Annotated in this window: 16 protein-coding genes; 3 read left to right on the forward strand and 13 right to left on the reverse strand. The window is 44.0% G+C overall.

Annotation, left to right across the window (positions count from 1 at the left end; genetic code table 11):
* The first annotated feature begins 14 nt into the window (after positions 1-14).
* Positions 15-1433 carry an NADH-quinone oxidoreductase subunit N gene (locus PGR74_RS12365; RefSeq protein ID WP_270517279.1) on the forward strand — a complete coding sequence of 473 codons (1419 nt, stop codon included), beginning with the start codon at positions 15-17 and terminating at the stop codon, positions 1431-1433.
* Between the two features lie 84 nt (positions 1434-1517).
* Here the strand turns inward: PGR74_RS12365 and PGR74_RS12370 are convergent, their stop codons facing one another.
* The 8 genes from PGR74_RS12370 to PGR74_RS12405 all read right to left on the reverse strand — a co-directional run bounded on the left by PGR74_RS12370 (position 1518) and on the right by PGR74_RS12405 (position 9002).
* A complete protein-coding gene (locus PGR74_RS12370) occupies positions 1518-2816 on the reverse strand; it encodes a hypothetical protein (RefSeq protein WP_270517280.1) in 1299 nt (432 codons plus the stop codon).
* A gap of 118 nt (positions 2817-2934) precedes the next feature.
* The gene (locus tag PGR74_RS12375; protein ID WP_052634890.1) at positions 2935-3264 is read right to left on the reverse strand and encodes a M57 family metalloprotease; all 330 of its coding nucleotides are present in this window, start codon (positions 3262-3264) and stop codon (positions 2935-2937) included.
* Positions 3265-3329: 65 nt separating this feature from the next.
* Positions 3330-3512: a hypothetical protein gene (locus PGR74_RS12380; protein WP_041504561.1), complete on the reverse strand. Its 183-nt coding sequence runs from the start codon at positions 3510-3512 to the stop codon at positions 3330-3332.
* Positions 3513-3524: 12 nt separating this feature from the next.
* Entirely contained in the window at positions 3525-3686 is a 162-nt protein-coding gene (locus PGR74_RS12385) for a hypothetical protein (protein WP_160289163.1), read from the reverse strand.
* Positions 3687-3894: 208 nt separating this feature from the next.
* Complete coding sequence (locus PGR74_RS12390; RefSeq protein WP_041504562.1) at positions 3895-6087, reverse strand: patatin-like phospholipase family protein; 2193 nt, start codon at positions 6085-6087, stop codon at positions 3895-3897.
* A gap of 19 nt (positions 6088-6106) precedes the next feature.
* Positions 6107-7498, reverse strand: a complete 1392-nt coding sequence (locus PGR74_RS12395; protein WP_270517281.1) for an alpha/beta hydrolase family protein — start codon at positions 7496-7498, stop codon at positions 6107-6109.
* A 27-nt stretch (positions 7499-7525) separates the two neighbouring features.
* A complete protein-coding gene (locus tag PGR74_RS12400; protein WP_041505608.1) occupies positions 7526-8224 on the reverse strand; it encodes a hypothetical protein in 699 nt (232 codons plus the stop codon).
* Positions 8205-9002, reverse strand: a complete 798-nt coding sequence (locus PGR74_RS12405) for a metallophosphoesterase family protein (protein ID WP_041504564.1) — start codon at positions 9000-9002, stop codon at positions 8205-8207. Before PGR74_RS12405 ends, PGR74_RS12400 begins: the two co-directional genes overlap by 20 nt.
* Positions 9003-9177: 175 nt before the next feature.
* Between PGR74_RS12405 and ybaK the strand changes: the two genes are divergently transcribed.
* Positions 9178-9666 carry a Cys-tRNA(Pro) deacylase gene (gene ybaK / locus PGR74_RS12410; protein ID WP_041504565.1) on the forward strand — a complete coding sequence of 163 codons (489 nt, stop codon included), beginning with the start codon at positions 9178-9180 and terminating at the stop codon, positions 9664-9666.
* A 140-nt stretch (positions 9667-9806) separates the two neighbouring features.
* On the opposite strand, the gene gltA is transcribed toward ybaK, so the two are convergent.
* Together gltA and PGR74_RS12420 are read right to left on the reverse strand one after the other, a co-directional pair.
* A complete protein-coding gene (gltA, locus tag PGR74_RS12415) occupies positions 9807-11276 on the reverse strand; it encodes an NADPH-dependent glutamate synthase (RefSeq protein ID WP_270517282.1) in 1470 nt (489 codons plus the stop codon).
* A 4-nt stretch (positions 11277-11280) separates the two neighbouring features.
* Positions 11281-12099, reverse strand: a complete 819-nt coding sequence (locus PGR74_RS12420; RefSeq protein ID WP_270517283.1) for a sulfide/dihydroorotate dehydrogenase-like FAD/NAD-binding protein — start codon at positions 12097-12099, stop codon at positions 11281-11283.
* 157 nt (positions 12100-12256) lie between these two features.
* Here PGR74_RS12420 and PGR74_RS12425 point away from each other — a divergent pair, with 157 nt between their 5' ends.
* Positions 12257-12595 (forward strand): translation initiation factor, encoded by a 339-nt coding sequence (locus tag PGR74_RS12425; RefSeq protein WP_041504567.1) that lies wholly within the window; start codon positions 12257-12259, stop codon positions 12593-12595.
* Positions 12596-12631: 36 nt separating this feature from the next.
* Here the strand turns inward: PGR74_RS12425 and glgP are convergent, their stop codons facing one another.
* The 3 genes from glgP to PGR74_RS12440 form a co-directional block, all read right to left on the reverse strand.
* Positions 12632-16876, reverse strand: a complete 4245-nt coding sequence (gene glgP, locus PGR74_RS12430; protein ID WP_041504571.1) for an alpha-glucan family phosphorylase — start codon at positions 16874-16876, stop codon at positions 12632-12634.
* Between the two features lie 79 nt (positions 16877-16955).
* On the reverse strand, positions 16956-18359 hold the full coding sequence (locus PGR74_RS12435; protein WP_041504572.1) for a glycoside hydrolase family 57 protein: 1404 nt from the start codon (positions 18357-18359) through the stop codon (positions 16956-16958).
* 58 nt (positions 18360-18417) lie between these two features.
* Positions 18418-19722: a glycosyltransferase family 4 protein gene (locus PGR74_RS12440; protein WP_041504573.1), complete on the reverse strand. Its 1305-nt coding sequence runs from the start codon at positions 19720-19722 to the stop codon at positions 18418-18420.
* Positions 19723-19751 lie beyond the last annotated feature (29 nt).

A 19751-nucleotide genomic window follows, 5' to 3' on the forward strand; every position in this document is an offset into this window, starting at 1 on the left:
AACCTCAAAATAAAATGTATTACACGAATCTAATGCCATTAAAAGAAGAACTATCCTTAGTCGCCCTGATAGTCATCCTTTTGCTATACGATATATTCGGTTCTCCCAAAAGCCTGAAATATTTTCAGCCGACAGCCTGTATCCTGATGGGAATACATACCCTGTTGAATCTGTTTCCCGGCGAAGCTGTTTCCGCATTCGGGGGCATGTACCATTACGAACCGATGGGAGGAATCGTAAAAACAATTCTGAATATAGGTACACTGCTTATTTTCATGCAGGCAAACAATTGGCTGAAAAGCGAAGAGACCGTCATTCGAAGGGGCGAATTTTACATGATCACCCTCTCGACATTGTTAGGCATGTATTTTATGATCTCTGCCGGAAACTTCCTGATGTTCTTTATCGGCATGGAAACCGTATCCATCCCGATGGCCACTTTGGCCGCTTACAATAAATACCAGCATCTTTCAGCGGAAGCCGGAGCCAAATACATTCTTTCGGCCGTCTTTGCTTCCGGGCTGGCTCTTTACGGCATATCGTTGATATACGGTACGGTGGGAACCCTCTATTTCGAAGATATTCCCGCGGGTATCAACGGCAGCCCGATCCAAATCATGGCCTTTGTATTCTTCTTTACGGGTTTAGGATTCAAACTATCCTTAGTTCCCTACCACCAGTGGACGCCCGACGTTTACGAGGGAGCCCCGACTAACGTAACCGCCTATCTTTCCGTTATATCCAAAGGATCGGCCGCTTTCGTGTTGATGACCGTTTTATGTAAAGTATTCGGAAACCTGATCCACGAGTGGCAAGCCATCCTTTATGGCGTGATTATCGCCACGATCACCTTAGCCAACCTCTTCGCCCTGCGCCAACAGAATATAAAACGATTCTTCGCCTACTCCTCCATCTCCCAGGCCGGATATATCATGCTGGGGGTAATCAGCGGATCGGCCATAGGCATGACCGGATTGGTATATTATATTCTGATCTACACGCTTTCGAACTTAGCCGCGTTCGGGGTTATCGCCATCGTCGAAACCCGTTCCGGAAAATTGAATATCGACGAATATAACGGCTTATACTCGACAAATCCCAAATTAAGTATCGTTATGATGATCGCCCTGTTTTCCTTGGCAGGGATTCCTCCTTTTGCCGGATTCTTCAGCAAATTTTTTATTTTTGCCGCTGCCGCCAAAGAGGGATACTACGTTTTGGTTTTCATCGCCCTGCTGAACACGATCGTCTCGCTTTACTACTACCTGAGAATCGTAAAAGCCATGTTTATCAACAAAAACGAAGAAGCCGTGACGGCTTTCCGTTCCGATAATTACACCCGGTTAAGTTTAGTGATTTGCAGTGCGGGTATTCTTTTATTAGGCCTCATCAGCAGTGTTTACGAATACATCGACACATTCAGCAGATTCTAATTTTCCTCCATATACGGATCCCCTTTATTCTTCGGAAGAGATTAAAGGGGATTTATCTTCCCGATATAACGATCGCAATAAATATTAATTTATTTGAACAATACCCTCCCCGTAAAAATAGAGCCCGAAAATAAAAGAGTGGAAAGTTTGTCGCTCCGGGTTATACACGCCTAATAAATTGCTATTGCTTCCTATCTCTTTAAAATCGGAAACGACATAAAAAAGTTCGGAACATTTTCGATAAACGGGAGAATGCCAAAGCCCTCGCAATTCCGTCATTTCTTGCTTTATCTCTAAAGTTGCCGGATTTAAAATTCCTATATAAGTTCTATCTTCCCCATCCTTCTCGTGAACCCTTAATAAACCAATCTCTTTATTCATACGGAATAGCTCATTTCGTTTTCCATCTAATATTCTCTCTTTCATACTACCCGATTTGGTATTCAGGGAGATCATGCACTCCTTTTCCGAACTGTCTTCCGAGTTCGGGGAAATTCCGGTAATAAAAATAAGATTTTCGCTCACGGGATCATATACAAACGTATTCTCTTTTCCCACGAACGGTTGTAGATTCTCTCCTTTCACCCAAGTCCCGACCTCCGTCTGATCGCCGGTTTCATGATCTATTTTTAACAATTGCAATACCGTTCGCTCTTTAGCCTCCTTGTCTGCGCGCAAAACACAGAGATCATTCCCGATTTTACCCCAGGAGATCAAATCACGCACGCCCGTTAACTCCTTGTATCCTACCATCTTCAACGAGTCATACATCTCCGGATCAAAAGAGACTACTGTAATCTTATCCTGATCCTTTAACAGGCCGAACACGGGCTTAACCCCGGAAATCTTGATCAAACTTTTCAAAGGGAGTATTTCAGGCAACAAACACCGGGGATCAAACATACACCAAGGAAAGCTGCCCATCTTTCTAATTCCATATCCCTCATATCCACCCCGCTCTCGTCCCCAGGCATATAAACCACAATCCTCTTTACCGATATTCAACTCTACTATATCCTGTCCCACCTTATTCCGGCTAACAATAACCCGGAATCTCCCTGCCCTATACCGGGGAACAAAAAAAGTGATATAATCCTCCGTACATTCCAACGGTTTTATATTAGAAGCCGTACTAAGTCCAATCGTCTCCGAACGGGAATAAGCCACCGACTCCAAAACGATTTCGTCTTTTACCGTAAAACCCTTAGCCCGGATCATCACCAAGCTATTGGCAGGAAAAGCAGTCGATAAGTCAGGCATTTGAACATCCGTAATACCGATATGACCCTTTTTATATCTCTTCCAACCAAACTCGTCTTTATCGCAACTCGTAAAAGAGACCATTAGAATCATCATTATACCACAAAATAGTTGTTTTTTCATTTTTTACAATAAATATATAAGTACTTAATTATCTATATAAGCCGTTTTATCCAAGCTTTTAAGCGTCATAAAAAATATTCACGTCAAAATACTTTTATTTATTCACAGTTTCTATTTATTACCATTGCGGATAAATTCTCCGAACAGCAATTATATCATACTCACTAAACCTCTCCCAAGGTATACCAGCTGTTCCTCCGTTCATGACAGAATAACTATCGGTTTGAGGAGTCCCCGGAATAAGGATTCCCGTTTCACCTAAACTTAAATAATTCGTATGTTTAAGACCTATAATATGTCCAATTGCATGAACTAAAACAAATACTTTTTTCTCATGACTAAGTTCTCTCCCATAACGATTCCAATAGTTTATTCTTATCATCTCTCCCGGAGCCCCATTTCTTGGTAGATTTGATGCAGCAGCTGTACCAGAAGGTAAATGATCCATTCGAACCACGACATTAGAAGGTCCTCCGCTTATATATATAATACGAACACTCGTATGGCCTCCGATTAAGCATCGAGCCAATTATCCGGACCGGATGTCGGCATATTACAAGTACTAAGCGATATAAAATTCTCATACGGAACCTGAATCAAGGTTGTATGACGAGCCTGACGAGCTTTAGGCTGATAACAAAAAAGAGAGTCCTTATCAAAAGCAATATCTTCTTCGACAATATAATAACTTCCCATATCACGAATTGTCTACGTATCAAGTCCTAACGAAGCAATAATTTGTTTATCCATGTTTTCTTGAGATACATTACTTTCCGTAAGTAACTCATCAACATTCATTTCTTCAGTTTTACTACAACTATAAAATATAGCCATCAAAAGTAAAACAACAAAATAATACAAGGTTTTCATAATAGTTTAAATTTGATGACGTGAATATTTTATGCGTAGATTATTGGAATACTTGCAAAATATCCCAATCTACGATTAGCACAAAATTAAATATAAATAATCAAATAAAGAATAATAATAAAAAAATAACAATATTATATTGATACAATATCACTCAAAAATGTCAATCCGTATACATTTTTATCAGGTAATTCAAACAGAAAAGCAGTTAGAAGTAAAAACCCAGATCAAAATAGAATTTTAATTTTTTATCCCGGTCGGAAAGGCTGAACACTATATCTATCGGTCCCAAGCGGGAATCCCGCGAATAAGAAACGCCTCCGCCCCAAATACCCCGTCGGCCCCACATATCGAAAAAGCGGTCGTCTTGTTGGGCATAATTACCGATCAGCGAGGCATAATGCCGACCTCCCATCCGTTGTCGCAATCGAAGCCGCCACACGATAAGCGAGTGCTCGGCCATCTCCATATGATTGATCCCTAAAAAAGCTATCTGTTGGGGCAGATAACGGCCGGGATGCACTCCTCCCATGCAATTCAGATAAGAATATGCCGGGCTGCGACCGATCAAAACCCGCCCCGAAACAGAAGGCAATATCTTCAAACGGTTCGTTAACGGTATCACTCCCTCCAAACGAGACTCCAATACAGAAAAAGGAGAATGCTCCTTATAGGTAATCATATTATCGGTATACAGGGAATAATCGGCCCTGAAAGAGACCCCCCGGGTCGGATAGTAACGCCGGTCGTAGGTCTCCAAACGAGCCGACCCGCAATAACTGAAAAAGCCCTCCGGCCGCACGTCCATCACCTCCCCCCCAGCAGAATAGAGAAAGGAATTGTAATCGAAATATTCGTAACGCAAACCTACCTGAAACTGGAAGTTCCGGAAATAAAAATTGGAAAGCCCGAACTCTCCCATATGATAACGGAACGTCATATTGTAATCCTTATGCCCTTCTTTATACACGTTAACGTCGCTAAAACGAAACATATAGGCCAAATTGAACCGGCGCAAAAAAGTATTTTCCAACGTATACTCCAAACGCACGTAAGGATTGGCACTCAAACGTCCCGTTACGGAAAATCGAGAACCGCGTAAAGCCCTATTCGTCCACGTCGTATTTAAGAGGATTGCCGCCATCTCCTCGGAGTCAAACCGAAAACCTATGTTTACGCGACTCACCGGATGCTCTTTCAGGGTCAGTTCCAAATCATAGGGAGGATCCCCGACCAAACGGTAATTAACGGCACTGAATGCTTTCGTACCGTACAAAACGGCGATGGTCCGGTGCAAATCCCGTAAAGAAATTTCACTATTTTCTCGGACATACAATTTTCTCCTTACCCATTTTTCATCTTTCGGGGAGACTCCTAAAACCCGGATATCCCGTATCCTAAAATACCCGGGAGACACAAAACGACTCTTCCCGACTTTCGATTCCACCTTTTCCGGTTTGATTCCGATTTTCTCCTTGAAAGCCATCAATTCGTCCCATTTCGACAAAGCGGCGATTTTTCCCCGGGCCAATAACGAATCGATCGCTTTCGTACTGAAACTGGCCGCAGTGTAACCCTTTACATTAGGACGTATCAATAGATCCGTCTGTTTGAGGTTTGCCTCGTATTTATTCATACAAAGCAAATTAATAATCTGGGGTATCACCTGGGAAACGGATTTCAATTCATCCGCACCCAACAAATCGGCCTGTACATCCACCCCGATAATCACTTCCGCACCCAACGCCTTAGCCACATCCACCGGAAAATTATTCAATACCCCCCCGTCAACCAACACCATATCCTCCATTCGAACCGGCGTAAAAGCTCCCGGAATGGCCATGCTGGCACGCATCGCCAACGCCAGGTTGCCCCGATCGAGCCGGATCTCCTTCCGGGTTATCATATCCGCCGCGATACAGGTAAACGGAATAGGCAATTTCATAAAATCCAAGGAGTCATGATAGCCGATCGTCAAATCCTGAAACAGATTATAAATATTCTGGCCGCTTACAAATCCCAAAGATCTTCCCTGCTTTCTGCTTCTATCAAAAGGTATGGACAATAAGTACTTTTCATCCTGCTCTTTTTCGGAAAAAGAGAGGTCATAGCGGTAAACCTTATCGCTCAATAAAAATTCCCAATTCTGACGGCGTACCAAACTGTCGAGAACATCCGCACGATAACCGATGGCATATAACCCGCCAACAATGGATCCCATACTGGTTCCCACGATTATATCGACAGGTATCCCCGCCTTTTCCAATACCTGCAATACTCCGATATGAGCCACACCTTTGGCTCCTCCCCCGCTCAACACGAGTCCGACTTTTTTCCGTTGTGCGTCCGCAGTACTGCACAACAACAGGAAAAATAAAAAAGACAACCAGACTCTTTTCATGGGAAGCACTGTTATTCCGTCATTTTTTACCGTGTAAATCCAATATCCATTCGCCGATCTCTTTCAACGCCACAGGAGAAAAAGTTTGCTCTATGATTCCATATTCCCCGGGAGTCCCCGTTATACATTCTTGAAACAAATGATTTAACCCGGGTAATTTTTTTATTTCGAACCGTTTGTTTTTCCCTTCCATCAAAGCTTTTCGTATAGCCTCTAAGTTCACATCGGCAGGAACCTGCAAATCTCTTTCTCCATTCAACGCCAATACCGGACACTTCACCTTTTTCAGTATCGGATAAGGATCATACCTGAGCAAAGCCGTATACGAGGGCACCAGACAGCCGTCCACCTGCACCTGAATCCATCTCTCGACGCTCATATTTCCGGGTTTCAAAAAAAGATGTTCGTGTGCGAAACGGGAAACGAGAGCCGTAATAGAGTCTCTTTCTTTTTCAGGATCGTCCGAAGCAATAATCCGATCAAAGATCGTCCGGTCCAAATCGCCGATTTTTTCTGCTAACTTCGGATCCGTTCCGTAAGCTTTCCCGATCAACTCCTTTTGCAATAAAACAAGCCGATCCCCCCGAATACCTGGTCCTGCCAATAAAACGATAAAACCAACACGCTTGTTTCTGCTTGCCGCAACAGAAGCCACACATCCCCCTTCACTATGACCGATCAATCCGATTCGCCGGATCTTTTTTTCTCTCCTTAAAAAATTGACCGCCGCTTCCGCATCCGAAGCAAAATCCCATAAAGAGGAGGAATTAAAATCTCCCTCGGAAGCTTCCACCCCCCGATCATCCACCCGCAACACGCCGATACCTTGTCGCGTCAAATAATCGGCCAAAACCCAAAAAGGTTTATGTCCCATCATCTCTTCATTTCTATTCTGCGGGCCGCTACCGCTAATCAACACAACCGTAGGGAAGCTCTTCTTTCCTTCCGGCAAAGTCAAGGTTCCGCCTAATCTGACGGAATCTCTTTTATTCTCGAAAAACACCTCCTCGACCCGGTAAGGATAGGGTCCCCGGGGTTCCTGATAGCGTACATTTCCGTCTCCCGGGACAAAAAGCAAAAAAGAGGTGTATCCCATCTGCTTAAAAGTTCCTTCGATCTCCCCCTTTTCATTCAATTTTCCCGTGTATTCAACACCCAATTTCCGAATGACGAAACGCAATTGTTCATCTCTCCAACAAACGGTATCGACAGGGATACCGAGGGCCCCCTGAGCGGGGCTATCCAAAGAGGCGGTATATCCGCCTTCGTTTCTCTCGATATGCAACACGAGCTTTAAAACCCCGCCCGGAAGAAGCAACATTCCGTTCCATGCCCCCGTATCATGCTGAGCCGAAACCGTTCCGACTCCCCCTATAAAACATACTATGCAAACGATTAAGAAGTTTCTCATCAGTCTCGTGTTGATTCTTTTACAAATCTACAAAATTTGTAACTTGATCCCGAAAGAAAGACTTAAAATATCTCCTAAACCGATATACCTGTTTCCGACAGCACTGATAAAATATAAATCGCAGGTACTGAATTCGTAAAAGACCGTCATTTTTTTAAAGGGGGCACTCCGGTCTAACCCGAAAGTAAGCCGTTGTCCGATAAAAGCATGGAAACGAATCCGCGTGGAAAACTTATAATAGTTACTCGGATAACGATCCGGTTCCTTTACCCAAAAAGCATCGTCCAATACCGTATTCACGTAAATACCCGTCGTCAAGGGATCGAACGACCAACGTTTGGCTAAATAAACATTGGTCCAGGGAATATAATTTTGTTTTAATGTAAGAGTAATCTTTGCCTCATTGGAAGAAAAACGGGGTATGAATCCGATCAGGAAATCGGTTTCCCATTGGTCTTTTTTACCGTAATCCCATCCCATTCCTAACGAAATCAAACCTATGGAACCGGCAAATTGCAGCTTTTGATATTTAGGAATCAATTTTTGCCAGGTCGTCTGGTAATTCATCAATTTTCGCTCGTAGCGTGCCCGTAAACGTTCTTGCCTGGCCAAACGATGAGCTTCCCGTTCTTTTATCCGAATGCTGTCGGCATCCTGCTGTGCACAAAGAGGTGAAGTGACAAAAAGAAATAACCCGACTCCCCATTTAATAATAGACCACTTCATAACCATATCCTTTCGGGGTTAAAGTAAACAACAAATAATTTTTATCTTTCATACAACTGCAACCGTAATACATGACTCCGTCTTCAAACAGATCTTCCGCCATCAAAGTATGATTGTGTGCATGCAAACAAAATTCCATCCGGGGAAAACGCCTCAACAACTCATGAAATACCTGAGACACGTTATTATTGAATTCAACATCCCCCGGTCGGACATGCATCACGGGGATCGTGCGCTTAAAACCGGAAACACTATCCTGCAACTCTTTATAAATAAATGAAAAATCAGGGATCGGATGGGAATAATCAAATTCCAAGGCACAAGTGTTCATGCAGATAAATTTCGTATCACCCGCAATAAACGAAAAATTCATATCTCCGTATATTTTCTTGTACACCTCCACCCCGTTTCCCAACACATCATGATTACCGAGCAAAGCAACATAGGGCACTTTCAACTTCGACATAATATCCCGCACCCACTCGAACTCCTTGGTTAAACCAAAATCGGAAATATCCCCGCCATGAATAACAAAATCCACATCATCACGGGTATTCAAGTGGGAGACAAACTTTTCAGTCTCGTCATACCAACGCTGACTATCTCCCATCAACACGAAACGGATTGTATCTTTCCCTTTGCAAGCCTCCTCGATACGGGCAATATTCTTCTCGTTTATTCCCCTCTCCCCACCCAATCGGACATCATAAGGATGGTACTCTATCAGATCGCAACCATATACAAACAAAGCGACCATTAACATTACACCTACTCTCATCACAAGTTTATTTTTACACTACACGGAAAAATAAAATACAAAAAACAGACCAAATACAATATATTTTAAGATAATAAATATTAAAATAGAAAGTTAAACCGCTCCTCGTTTCCGAAACGCTAATCCCATCCGTTTTTCCTCACAATACACTATCTTTGTAATGAAAAAAAAGATCATGAAGGCTAAAGTAAACAAAACGAATGCAGCCCGTCTACTCGACAAAGCAAAAATCGATTACGAGCTTGTTCCTTACGAAGTCGACGACAATAACCTGGCTGCCGTTCACGTTGCCGAACAATTAGGGGAAAATATCGGGCAGGTCTTTAAAACCCTCGTGCTGAAAGGAGATAAAACCGGCTTTTTCGTATGCGTTATTCCAGGCGATCGAGAAGTCGACTTGAAAATAGCTGCCAAAGTGTCCGGAAATAAAAAAGCCGATCTTATTCCCGTGAAGGAATTACTCTCGACAACGGGCTATATCCGGGGAGGTTGTTCCCCTATTGGCATGAAAAAAGAATTTCCCACCTACATTCACTCCTCTTGTCTTCATTTCGATTACATCTATATCAGCGCCGGAATTCGCGGCTTGCAAATCAAAATCTCCCCCTCCGACCTAATCCGCATCACCCAAGCCAAGACGATAAGGATCGAGGGAAAAGATTAAGAGATTAAAAGATTAAAAGATTAGGTGATTAAAAGATTAGGTGATTAAAGATTAGAAAATTCGGAGCTCAATTTACAATTAACGGATGTTGATTCAATCGACCAATCATTGAATCGTTAAATCCCTAAATCACCTAATCCCTAAATTCTTTCCGTTGTCAATCGTTCCGACATATACTCCGCAGCCCTGCGTCCGTCCCCCATTGCTAAAATAACCGTAGCTCCTCCGCGTACGATATCTCCGCCCGCGAAAAGTCCAGGAATATTAGACTCCATGGTCTTTTCATCCACGATAATCGTTCCCTTGGAAGAGATATTCAGTCCCTCCACGGAACGAGGAATTATCGGATTAGGAGAGACTCCCACGGCCACGACCACCACGTCGGCATCTATCAAATATTCGGAACCGGGAACAGGCACCGGACTACGACGTCCGCTGGCATCCGGTTCTCCTAAAGCCATTTTCTGTACTTTTACTTGTTTAACCCGGCGATTCTCATCGGCAATATATTCAACCGGATTGGTCAAGGTCATAAACTCGCATCCCTCTTCCTTGGCATGCTTCACCTCTTCGATCCGGGCAGGCATCTCCTCCTCGCTTCTACGATAAACAATCGTAGCCCGTTCGGCACCCAGACGTTTTGCCGTCCGGACAGAATCCATCGCGGTATTTCCTCCGCCGACTACGACCACCCGTTTTCCGTGATACACGGGAGTATCCGACTCTTCACTATCGGCACCCATCAAATTCACCCGGGTCAAATACTCGTTGGAAGAGAGTATGCCATTGTAATTTTCTCCCGGTATATTCATGAAACGGGGCAACCCCGCTCCCGAAGCTACATAAAATCCTTTAAAACCTTCCGACTTCAAATCTTCCATCGAATCCGTCATACCCACGATAAAATTGGTAACGAATTTCACCCCCATCTTTTTCAGGCTGTCAATCTCCGCATCCACTACCCGATTAGGCAAACGGAACTCGGGAATTCCATATTTCAGCACCCCTCCGATCTCGTGCAAAGCCTCAAAAACGGTCACATCATATCCCTTTTTAGCCAAATCCCCGGCACACGAGAGCCCGGACGGCCCGGAACCGATCACCGCCATTTTTATACCGTTAGCCGGAGCCACCTCAGGAACGGATACACGACCGGATTCCCGCTCGTAATCCGCCGCAAACCGCTCTAAATAACCGATAGCTACCGGTTGCTTATCTAACTTTTGAATATAAAAACACTTGGATTCACACTGTTTCTCCTGAGGGCATACCCGGCCGCAAACCGCCGGCAAAGCACTCGTATTCTTCAATATTACGGCCGCTTGTAAAAACTCCCCCCTTTCGATATTCTTCACGAAACCGGGAATATCAATCTTCACCGGACAACCTTCCATACACGTGGGATTTATACAATCCATACAACGTTTCGCTTCCAGAACGGCCATTTCCGGCGTTAACCCTTTATTCACCTCTATCCTTTGGCTCTTAATCCTCTCCACGGGATCTACTTCCGGCATACGAACCCGTTCTATGGATGTCCGTTCCTTACCCGGTATATCTCGACGTAACTGCTGTCTCCAGGCAGCATTCCGATCACTTACCCCACTCATATTCTTATTTTTCAAATTCATGCAATTTTTCACTCTCGGTATCTTTATACCCGTTTAAGCGGGACAACATCTCGTCAAAGTCAATCTGATGCGCATCAAATTCCGGTCCGTCGACACAGGTAAACCGGGTTTTTCCTCCCACTGTAACCCGGCAAGCTCCACACATACCAGTACCGTCCACCATGATAGCATTTAAGCTGGCTATCGTGGGAACGTCATATTCCCGTGTCAATTTCTCACAAAACTTCATCATGATTGCCGGACCGATAGTCACAGCCAAATCGATCTTCTCCCGTTTTATAATCTCCTCCATTCCCTCCGTAATCAATCCCTTCTTTCCGTAAGAACCGTCATCCGTCATAATAATCATTTCGTCCGACAAAGCCCGTATCTCATCTTCCAAAATAACCAAATCCTTCGTCCTTCCGGCGATCACCGATAGGACCCGATTACCGGCCTCCTTAAATCCTTTGACAATAGGCAACAAAGGTGCGACACCGACACCGCCCCCGCAAGCCAAAACCGTTCCTACTTTTTCTATGTGAGTCGGTTTTCCCAATGGTCCTACTAAATCCGTGATATAATCCCCTACCTCCAAGGCACATAATTTCCGGGAAGAAACTCCCATCACCTGCACCACTAATGTAATACTCCCCCGTTTTAAATCGGCATCCGCTATCGTCAAAGGCATTCGCTCTCCCTTCTCCCCCACCCGCACGATGACAAAATTACCGGGTTTTCTCGCCTTGGCGATCAAAGGGGCCTCCACTTCCAATTTCACCACCCGCTCCGAAAAATAGGTTTTACTCAGTATCTTATTCATATTCGTTACTCTCCTAATATTATATCACACATTCGAAGGGTGTGAAGATAATAAAAAATATCAACAAAAAACACCCGTAACCTCCTTCTCTCCTTCATATATAACATTTCAACATCAAAATACTATATTTGCAATAAATATAAATCGATTATCCGCTATGAACAACAAGAAAGAAAAAAAGGAAAAAATAAACGTGGTATACTCTACTGATCCCAATTTTCAATACGAATACGACGAAGAAACAGAAGCAGAAACGCTGGCTCCGGAAAAACAGAATCTCAGGGTATCTCTCGATTCCAAACAACGCAAAGGTAAAATCGTCACGCTCGTGCAGGGTTTTATCGGCACGGAAAACGATCTAAAAGAATTAGCCAAATTACTTAAAAACAAATGCGGGGTCGGCGGCTCCGTGAAGGACGGCGAAATCATTATTCAGGGTGAGCTCAAAGAAAAAATACTCACCATTCTAAAAGACAACAACTACCGAGCCAAATAAAAAAGCAGCTTATTAAAGCTGCTTTTTTATTACGTGCTACAACCATTTCACTAAAGCAAAGTCTTGCCTGTGCGGTAGCAAAGGATTCTTCGGATAAATACGTAGACCTAACGTAAACAGCCCCGGATCATCCGGAGTGATCTCTACCGAATAGAGGGCCTTGCCGTTTTCAAAAGAAATCGGGGCAAAATCATAGGTAGAACGAACGACCATTTTTCCGTTTACCTGTTCCGTAACGATCAACTCGACTCCCACATCGTCGATCGAAAGATCTCCTATATCCAAAAGAACTTTCCCCACGTACGACTTACCTAAAGAGATGATCTGTTTCGACTTATCCGGAAGAGTCAGCGAATCAACAGTTACATTCTCCCATTCGCGTCCGACTTTTTTCTTCCATTCCGCAATCTCTATAGCTAAAGCATCATTATCGGCTATCAATTTATGATACCGACGGGACATCGGCAAGTAAAATTTCTCCTCGTAATCCGTCAACATTCGATTCGAAGTAAAGTTGGAAGCGACCTTGGCTATCGTATTCTTAATATACTCTACCCAGGCCGACGATATGCCGTTTTCTTCTTTGGCATAGAAAACCGGAGCGATCTCAGTCTCAATGATATTATAGATCAATTCTGCATCCAGTTGATTCTGGAACTCTTGATTCTCATAGGTACGTTCCATGGGTAAAGCCCAGCCTGCTCCTTTCTGATAACCTTCCACCCACCAACCGTCCAACACGCTGAAATGCATAACCCCGTTCATAGCCGCTTTTTCCCCGCTCGTACCCGAAGCTTCCTGCGGGCGGGTGGGGGTATTCATCCACACGTCCACCCCCTGCACCATCCGGCGGGCCAAATCCATATCGTAATTAGGCAAAAAGACGATCTTCCCTAAAAATTGCGGATACTTGGAAACCTCCACGATTCGCTTGATCAAATCCTGCCCCGCCTGATCTGCCGGATGGGCTTTCCCGGCAAATATGAACTGCACCGGACGATCCGGATTATTGACAATCTCGTTCAAACGATCCAAATTGCTAAACAGAAGATGGGCTCGTTTGTAAGTGGCAAAACGCCGGGCAAAACCGATAGTCAAAATATCATCCCGCAGCTTATCTTTAATCTCTACCAACTCTTTCGGGGTAAAATAGGCCGTATCTCCTCCATCGGCTAAACGACGTTTAATATGACGTATCAACCGGCTCCTCAATACTCCCCGTACTCCCATGATCCGTTCGTTATCCACCTGATATATCCCTTCAAAGCAGGAGCGGTCGTAATGATGGGTTTTAAACTTCTCCCCGAAAACCTTCTGATGAATCGCTTTCCATTCGGGAGCTGTCCAAGTAGGGTAATGGACTCCATTCGTCACATAACTGATATGCAGCTCTTCAGGCATATATCCCGGCCACAAACCTTTAAATATTTCCCTGGTTACCTTCCCGTGCAACCAACTGACCCCATTCACTTCCTGTGACAAATTAGCCGCCAAAAAGCTCATGGAGAATTTTTCGTTCGGATCTCCCGCATTGATTCTTCCTAAAGCCAACAACTGTTCCCAAGTTATTTTCAACCGGTCGGGAAAATAGGAAAGATACCCCCTCAACAAATTCTCCGTGAAAGCATCGTGTCCTGCCGGCACGGGCGTATGCGTCGTAAACAGCGATGATGCGCGAACGACCTCCATCGCCTCGGAGAAAGCAAGGTTCTCATTCTCCACGTACTCCCTCAACCGTTCCAACCCGGTAAAAGCAGCATGCCCCTCGTTACAATGGTATACATCAGCAGAAATATTCAACTTACGCAAAGCCTGAATACCTCCCAACCCCAATAACAACTCCTGCTTCAAACGGTTTTCCCAATCTCCGCCATATAAATAATGTGTAATACAACGATCACCTTCCTGGTTATCCTCGAAGTCGGTATCCAACAAATAAAGCTCCACTCTCCCCACATCAACCCGCCAAATCCGGGCCGATACATTACGTCCCGGAAAAGCCAGGCTTACCGTCAACCAATTCCCCTCTTTATCCCGTACGGGATTAACCGGAATTTTCATAAAATCTTGCGCTTCGTATTCCGCTTCCTGATTCCCTGCTGCCGAGAATTTTTGTGTAAAATAACCGTACCGGTATAACAAACCGACACCGGTAATCCGGGTTTGTTTATCACTTGCCTCCTTTAAATAGTCTCCTGCCAATACCCCGAGTCCACCGGAATAGATCTTCAAAGAAGCATGCAACCCGTATTCCATGCTAAAATAAGCGATAGAGGGATCGTTCATCTTCTTTTTCCCCTCCATATAATCCTTAAATTTAGCATAAACACTCTCCAAACGCTGCACGAACTCTCCGTCCTTTTCCAGCTCTTTGTAACGATTCAAAGAGATCTTATCCAAAAGGGCGATCGGGTTATGGCGTGTCAGCATCCACTGTAACGGATCTACACTCTTAAACAGATCCACGGCCTCCTCATTCCAACACCACCATAAGTTATTGGCCAACTGTTCCAAAGCACACAAGCGCTCCGGAATAGACCTGTGAATAATCACGCTCACCCAGGTCGGGGTAGTGTTAATCATCTGTTTGTCGATAAACGCTACCTCTTCCGCCTCGTTCACCGGCATATCTTCGATTCTCAAAGCTACCTTCTGTAAAGCAATTTCGTAGGCTTTATGGTAATAAGTAATCAGATGCTCCCATAAAGCAATCCGGGACACCTCTTTTGCATTCTCTTGGTACTTAAGGTATTTATCCGGAGCCAACGCAGCTATATATTTCATTTTATCTGCAATCTCATGCACCACGGCCTCGTTGTTTCGATCATCCCGAGAAATAACATCTATTCCGGGATGCTCCTTGGAATAATGAGTTTCCACCCATAACCCGAAGCCGGCTAAAGTGGTAGTAATCGAAGGAACCTTAAACGCCAGACTCTCTAAAGGAGTATACCCCCAAGGCTCGTAATAGGATGGAAACACTGTCAAATCCATACCCACTAACAAATCATAATAAGGCACGTCGAATACCCCATCGCTCCCGTTCAAATAACTGGGACTGAAAAACACCTTTACTCGATTCTCTTCCCGGTTCAACAGTTGTTCCTCGGCAAACTTCAACAATATCGGATCATGCTCCGGGTCCGTCAATATATGGGTTACATAAGGATGTACAACCTCTACAGCCTGATAAGGCTTCTCCAGATTATTTATTAACTCCGTATTCACCCCTTGATGTCCGGCCGGTACTAAAATAAAAGCTACAATCTCTTTCGTATTCTCCCGATCCCGATTCAGTTGTCCCAGAGCCTCGATAAATACATCGATACCTTTATTTTTAAATTCGTAACGCCCGCTAATTCCAACGATAAAAGCATCCTCAGAAATGGCCCTTCCGGCTAATGCCTGTGCTACCTTCAATAACTTCTTTCTTCCGGCTTCTCTCTTCTCTAAGTAAATGTCATCCGGAGGAGTAAAACTATTCTCAAATCCGTTCGGGGTAATCATATCCACCTTTTTCCCGAGGAAATGGGCACACTCGACAGCCGTGATCTCACTCACCGTTGTAAAACAATCCGCAAATTCGGCCGCCTTGCTCTCCATTGACTGTTTTGCTTCCACCTGAAAACGATGAGCGACCTCAGCCGGATTATACTGTTGTATGTGATCGTATAGAGGCAAACCGTTTCCCGCAATACTCCGTCCCAACACGGTGGCATGAGTAGTAAAAACGCATCCTACCTGCGGGAGAACATCTTTCAGATAAAGAAGACCGCTACCCGTCATCCACTCGTGAAATTGAGCAATGACATGTTGGCGGGAAGAGGCATTGTAGCGTACAAAACTCTCTATGACTTTTCCTGCCGTGTAACCGAACAGAACAGGTTCGATATAATCCCACTGTCCGGTCAAGGAGTCCAATCGGAATTTTTCCCAAAAAGAGGTCAATATCTGATCTTTTTGGGCAATGAATGTGGTAAAATCAACTAATATCACCACCGGATTTCCCGCGATATTCCAACGTCCGACTTTTATTCGCAACCCTTCACGAGATACTTTGGCCCTCCACGATTTAAACAAATGCGGATCCTCCGTAAACTCCGGATTCGGTTCATTGTACCTCCATACATCCGGCCCTATCAGGATATGATTATTTTTGAACTCTCGGGCCATACTTAAGGCTTTCGTGGAAATAACAGTGTGTATACCACCAACTTTATTACACACCTCCCAACTCACCTCAAACAAATAGGCGGGATTTTTCAATTTTATATTGTTCATGTTTTAGTTTTAAATTACAAATACAGATCGGCATTATTACACCGCTAACCCATACATCGTAGCTTTTGGTTATTTAAGATTATTTTTTCTTTTTAGTTACCGTATTCTTCGTTTTCTTCTCTACTTTTTTCCCCTTATCTTCTAACTCCTTTCCAGCTTTTACCTCCTTTCCAGCTTTTTCCGCAGAAACGACATACGTTTTCTCTTTAGGCTTGGTAGATCTTGCAACCTTCTTTTCGGGAGGTGTTTTACCCTCCTGCATTATTTCTCTCTTCGATACAATATTACTCTTTTTTTCCAAATCATCAACCCTTATGATAAAATCACTCAATACATTCATATAATTAACAAAGGCTTCATAAGGCGATTCGTATGGCGAACTATGACGACGGAAATCTCCATCGGAAAAAAGCTTGGTCCCCATATAATAAAAATGATCGCTTGCTTGCAGACGTTTATAATCCTCATTCAATACGGGATCATTGATACGCTTCACTCTCTTCTGAATCTTATACAACTCTTCAAAAGCCTCGGCCTGCAACTCATTACCCAACCATCCGGTGATATCCCGTTCTTCATCTGCCCAGGATATCGGGAAAGGTACATGCAAAGGAGCTACCGGCTGATGTTTCTTAACAACCTCTTTAGGAGTCAAGAATTCAAAATCAGTCGAAGCAAACACAGCCTCAGGTAAATGCCGCATAAAATCAAAAATACCGCTCTCTTGTGATTGATACTCTCCAAAAGTTTCATAATTCATAAACAAATTGACGATTTCACTCTCCCGGACACTCTCTTTTAACCAACCGGCATACTTTTCCGCTGTCAGAGGCCATTCGCTCCAGCTCCGATCCGAAAAACGCATGGTAATATCATCACTCAACCTGGAGTTTTTCAATAACAATTTTAATTTGGGATTGATCGAATTGGTATATAGAAAATTCGGACTCTTCCATCCCAACACGTGTTTTGCCCCATCCGTCAACATGGCTTCATACCCCATTGCCGCCACTCGCTCGCCAATCTGATCCGAATAGATCAAAGAGGAGTTACGCAAGGTTACCGGACGTTGTCCGAACAACTCTTTTACCTTGCGTGCATGCTGTTTCACCTGGGCTTCGAATTCATCGGTAGAGGACAACGAGGCCAAGGAATGGGCGTAAGTTTCCGCCAGAAATTCAACGCATCCCGTCGCCGCCAATTGCTTAAAACTCTCGATCACCTCCGGAGCATGTAATTCGAATTGCTCCATAGCAGAACCCGAAATAGAAAAGCTTATTTTAAAATTACCCCCGTAACGTTGGATCAACTCTAACATCAACGCATTCATCGGTAAATAACAATTCTCCGAGACTCGGCGTATCGTGGAACGATTGATATAATTATCAAAATAATCACTGCGTTTCCCAATATCAAAGAAACGGTATTTTCTTAGCCGAACCGGCTGATGTATCTGGAAATAGAAACATAATGTCTTTCTCATAACCTTATATTTTATTTATTTTTATTTACTTACAACCTTTTTTCATCCCTTTCCGTCCTCAACGTCCCGCGTTAAACTCATTAACAAGCTCTTCATAAATGAATTTAATTTTTAAAGCCGCATTTCTCCATTTCAATTGATTTACTTCATCCAATCCCTCACGGCCTGCTAACACGGACAATGCCGGATAAGCCAGCAGGCCGTATATGGCATCGGCCATAGCATCCACATCCCAATAATCCACCTTTATCGAATGTTTTAATACCTCTGCCACACCCGATTGTTTGGATATGATGGTCGGCACTCCGGAACGCATCGCCTCCAACGGCGTAATACCGAACGGTTCAGATACGGAAGGCATCACGTATACATCACTATAAGCAAACATCTTCGGAACCTCCTCACCATACAGGAAGCCGGTGAAATGGAAATGAGTAGCCATCTTCAATTGTGCCACCCGGCGAATCGAACGATTCAACATATCCCCGCTTCCGGCCATAACGAAACGTACGTTCGGATAACGTTGCAAAACTTTATAAGCCGCCTCTATAAAATATTCCGGTCCTTTTTGGTAGGTGATCCGGCCTAAAAAAGTAACGATTTTCTCTTTCACGCCGCGTTCCACCTCGACCTCTTCACGAGACTGAAAATCTACCGCATTATGAACGGTCACCACCTTCTCCGGATTTATCCCGTACCGATTAATGACTATATTCCGGGTCAGATTGCTCACGGTAATCACCCGGTCAGCTTCCTCCATACCCTTGCGTTCAATATCGTACACCTGCTGGTTCACCCGTTCACCGCTACGGTCAAATTCCGTCGCATGTACATGGATCACCAAAGGCTTGCCCGATATCTTTTTGGCCACGATCCCGGCGGTATAGGTCAACCAATCATGGGCATGGATCACATCGAACTGCTCTTTGGCGGCAACCGTCCCGGCAACCATCGCGTAACGGGCCACCTCTTCCATCAAATTAGCTCCATATTTGCCGGAAAACTGAAATTTATTTCGAAAAGATATTTTCTCCTCTTTTTCCCCGACCTTCAACGTTTGATGAACACTTCTTTCAAATGCCTCCGGATCGAGATAAGGAACCAGATTGGAATCGATCTCCATAAAATGAATATTCTTCCAATACTCTTCCAGATCGGAACACGTATTCACGACCTCAACATCACTCGCATTAATAATTCTCACGGCACTTTGATCCTCATCACCCCCGGCTTTCGGCATCACAAACATTATTTCGACCCCGTATTCGGCCAATCCTTTCGTTAAACCGAAAGAGGCAGTTCCCAATCCTCCCGAAATATGAGGAGGAAACTCCCAACCAAACATCAATACTCTTGTACTCATATCATAACTCGATTTCAAAATTTGAGAAT

Source organism: Sanguibacteroides sp. AM78-02pH3A, assembly GCF_027666085.1.
Lineage (GTDB): Bacteria > Bacteroidota > Bacteroidia > Bacteroidales > Marinifilaceae > Gabonibacter > Gabonibacter massiliensis.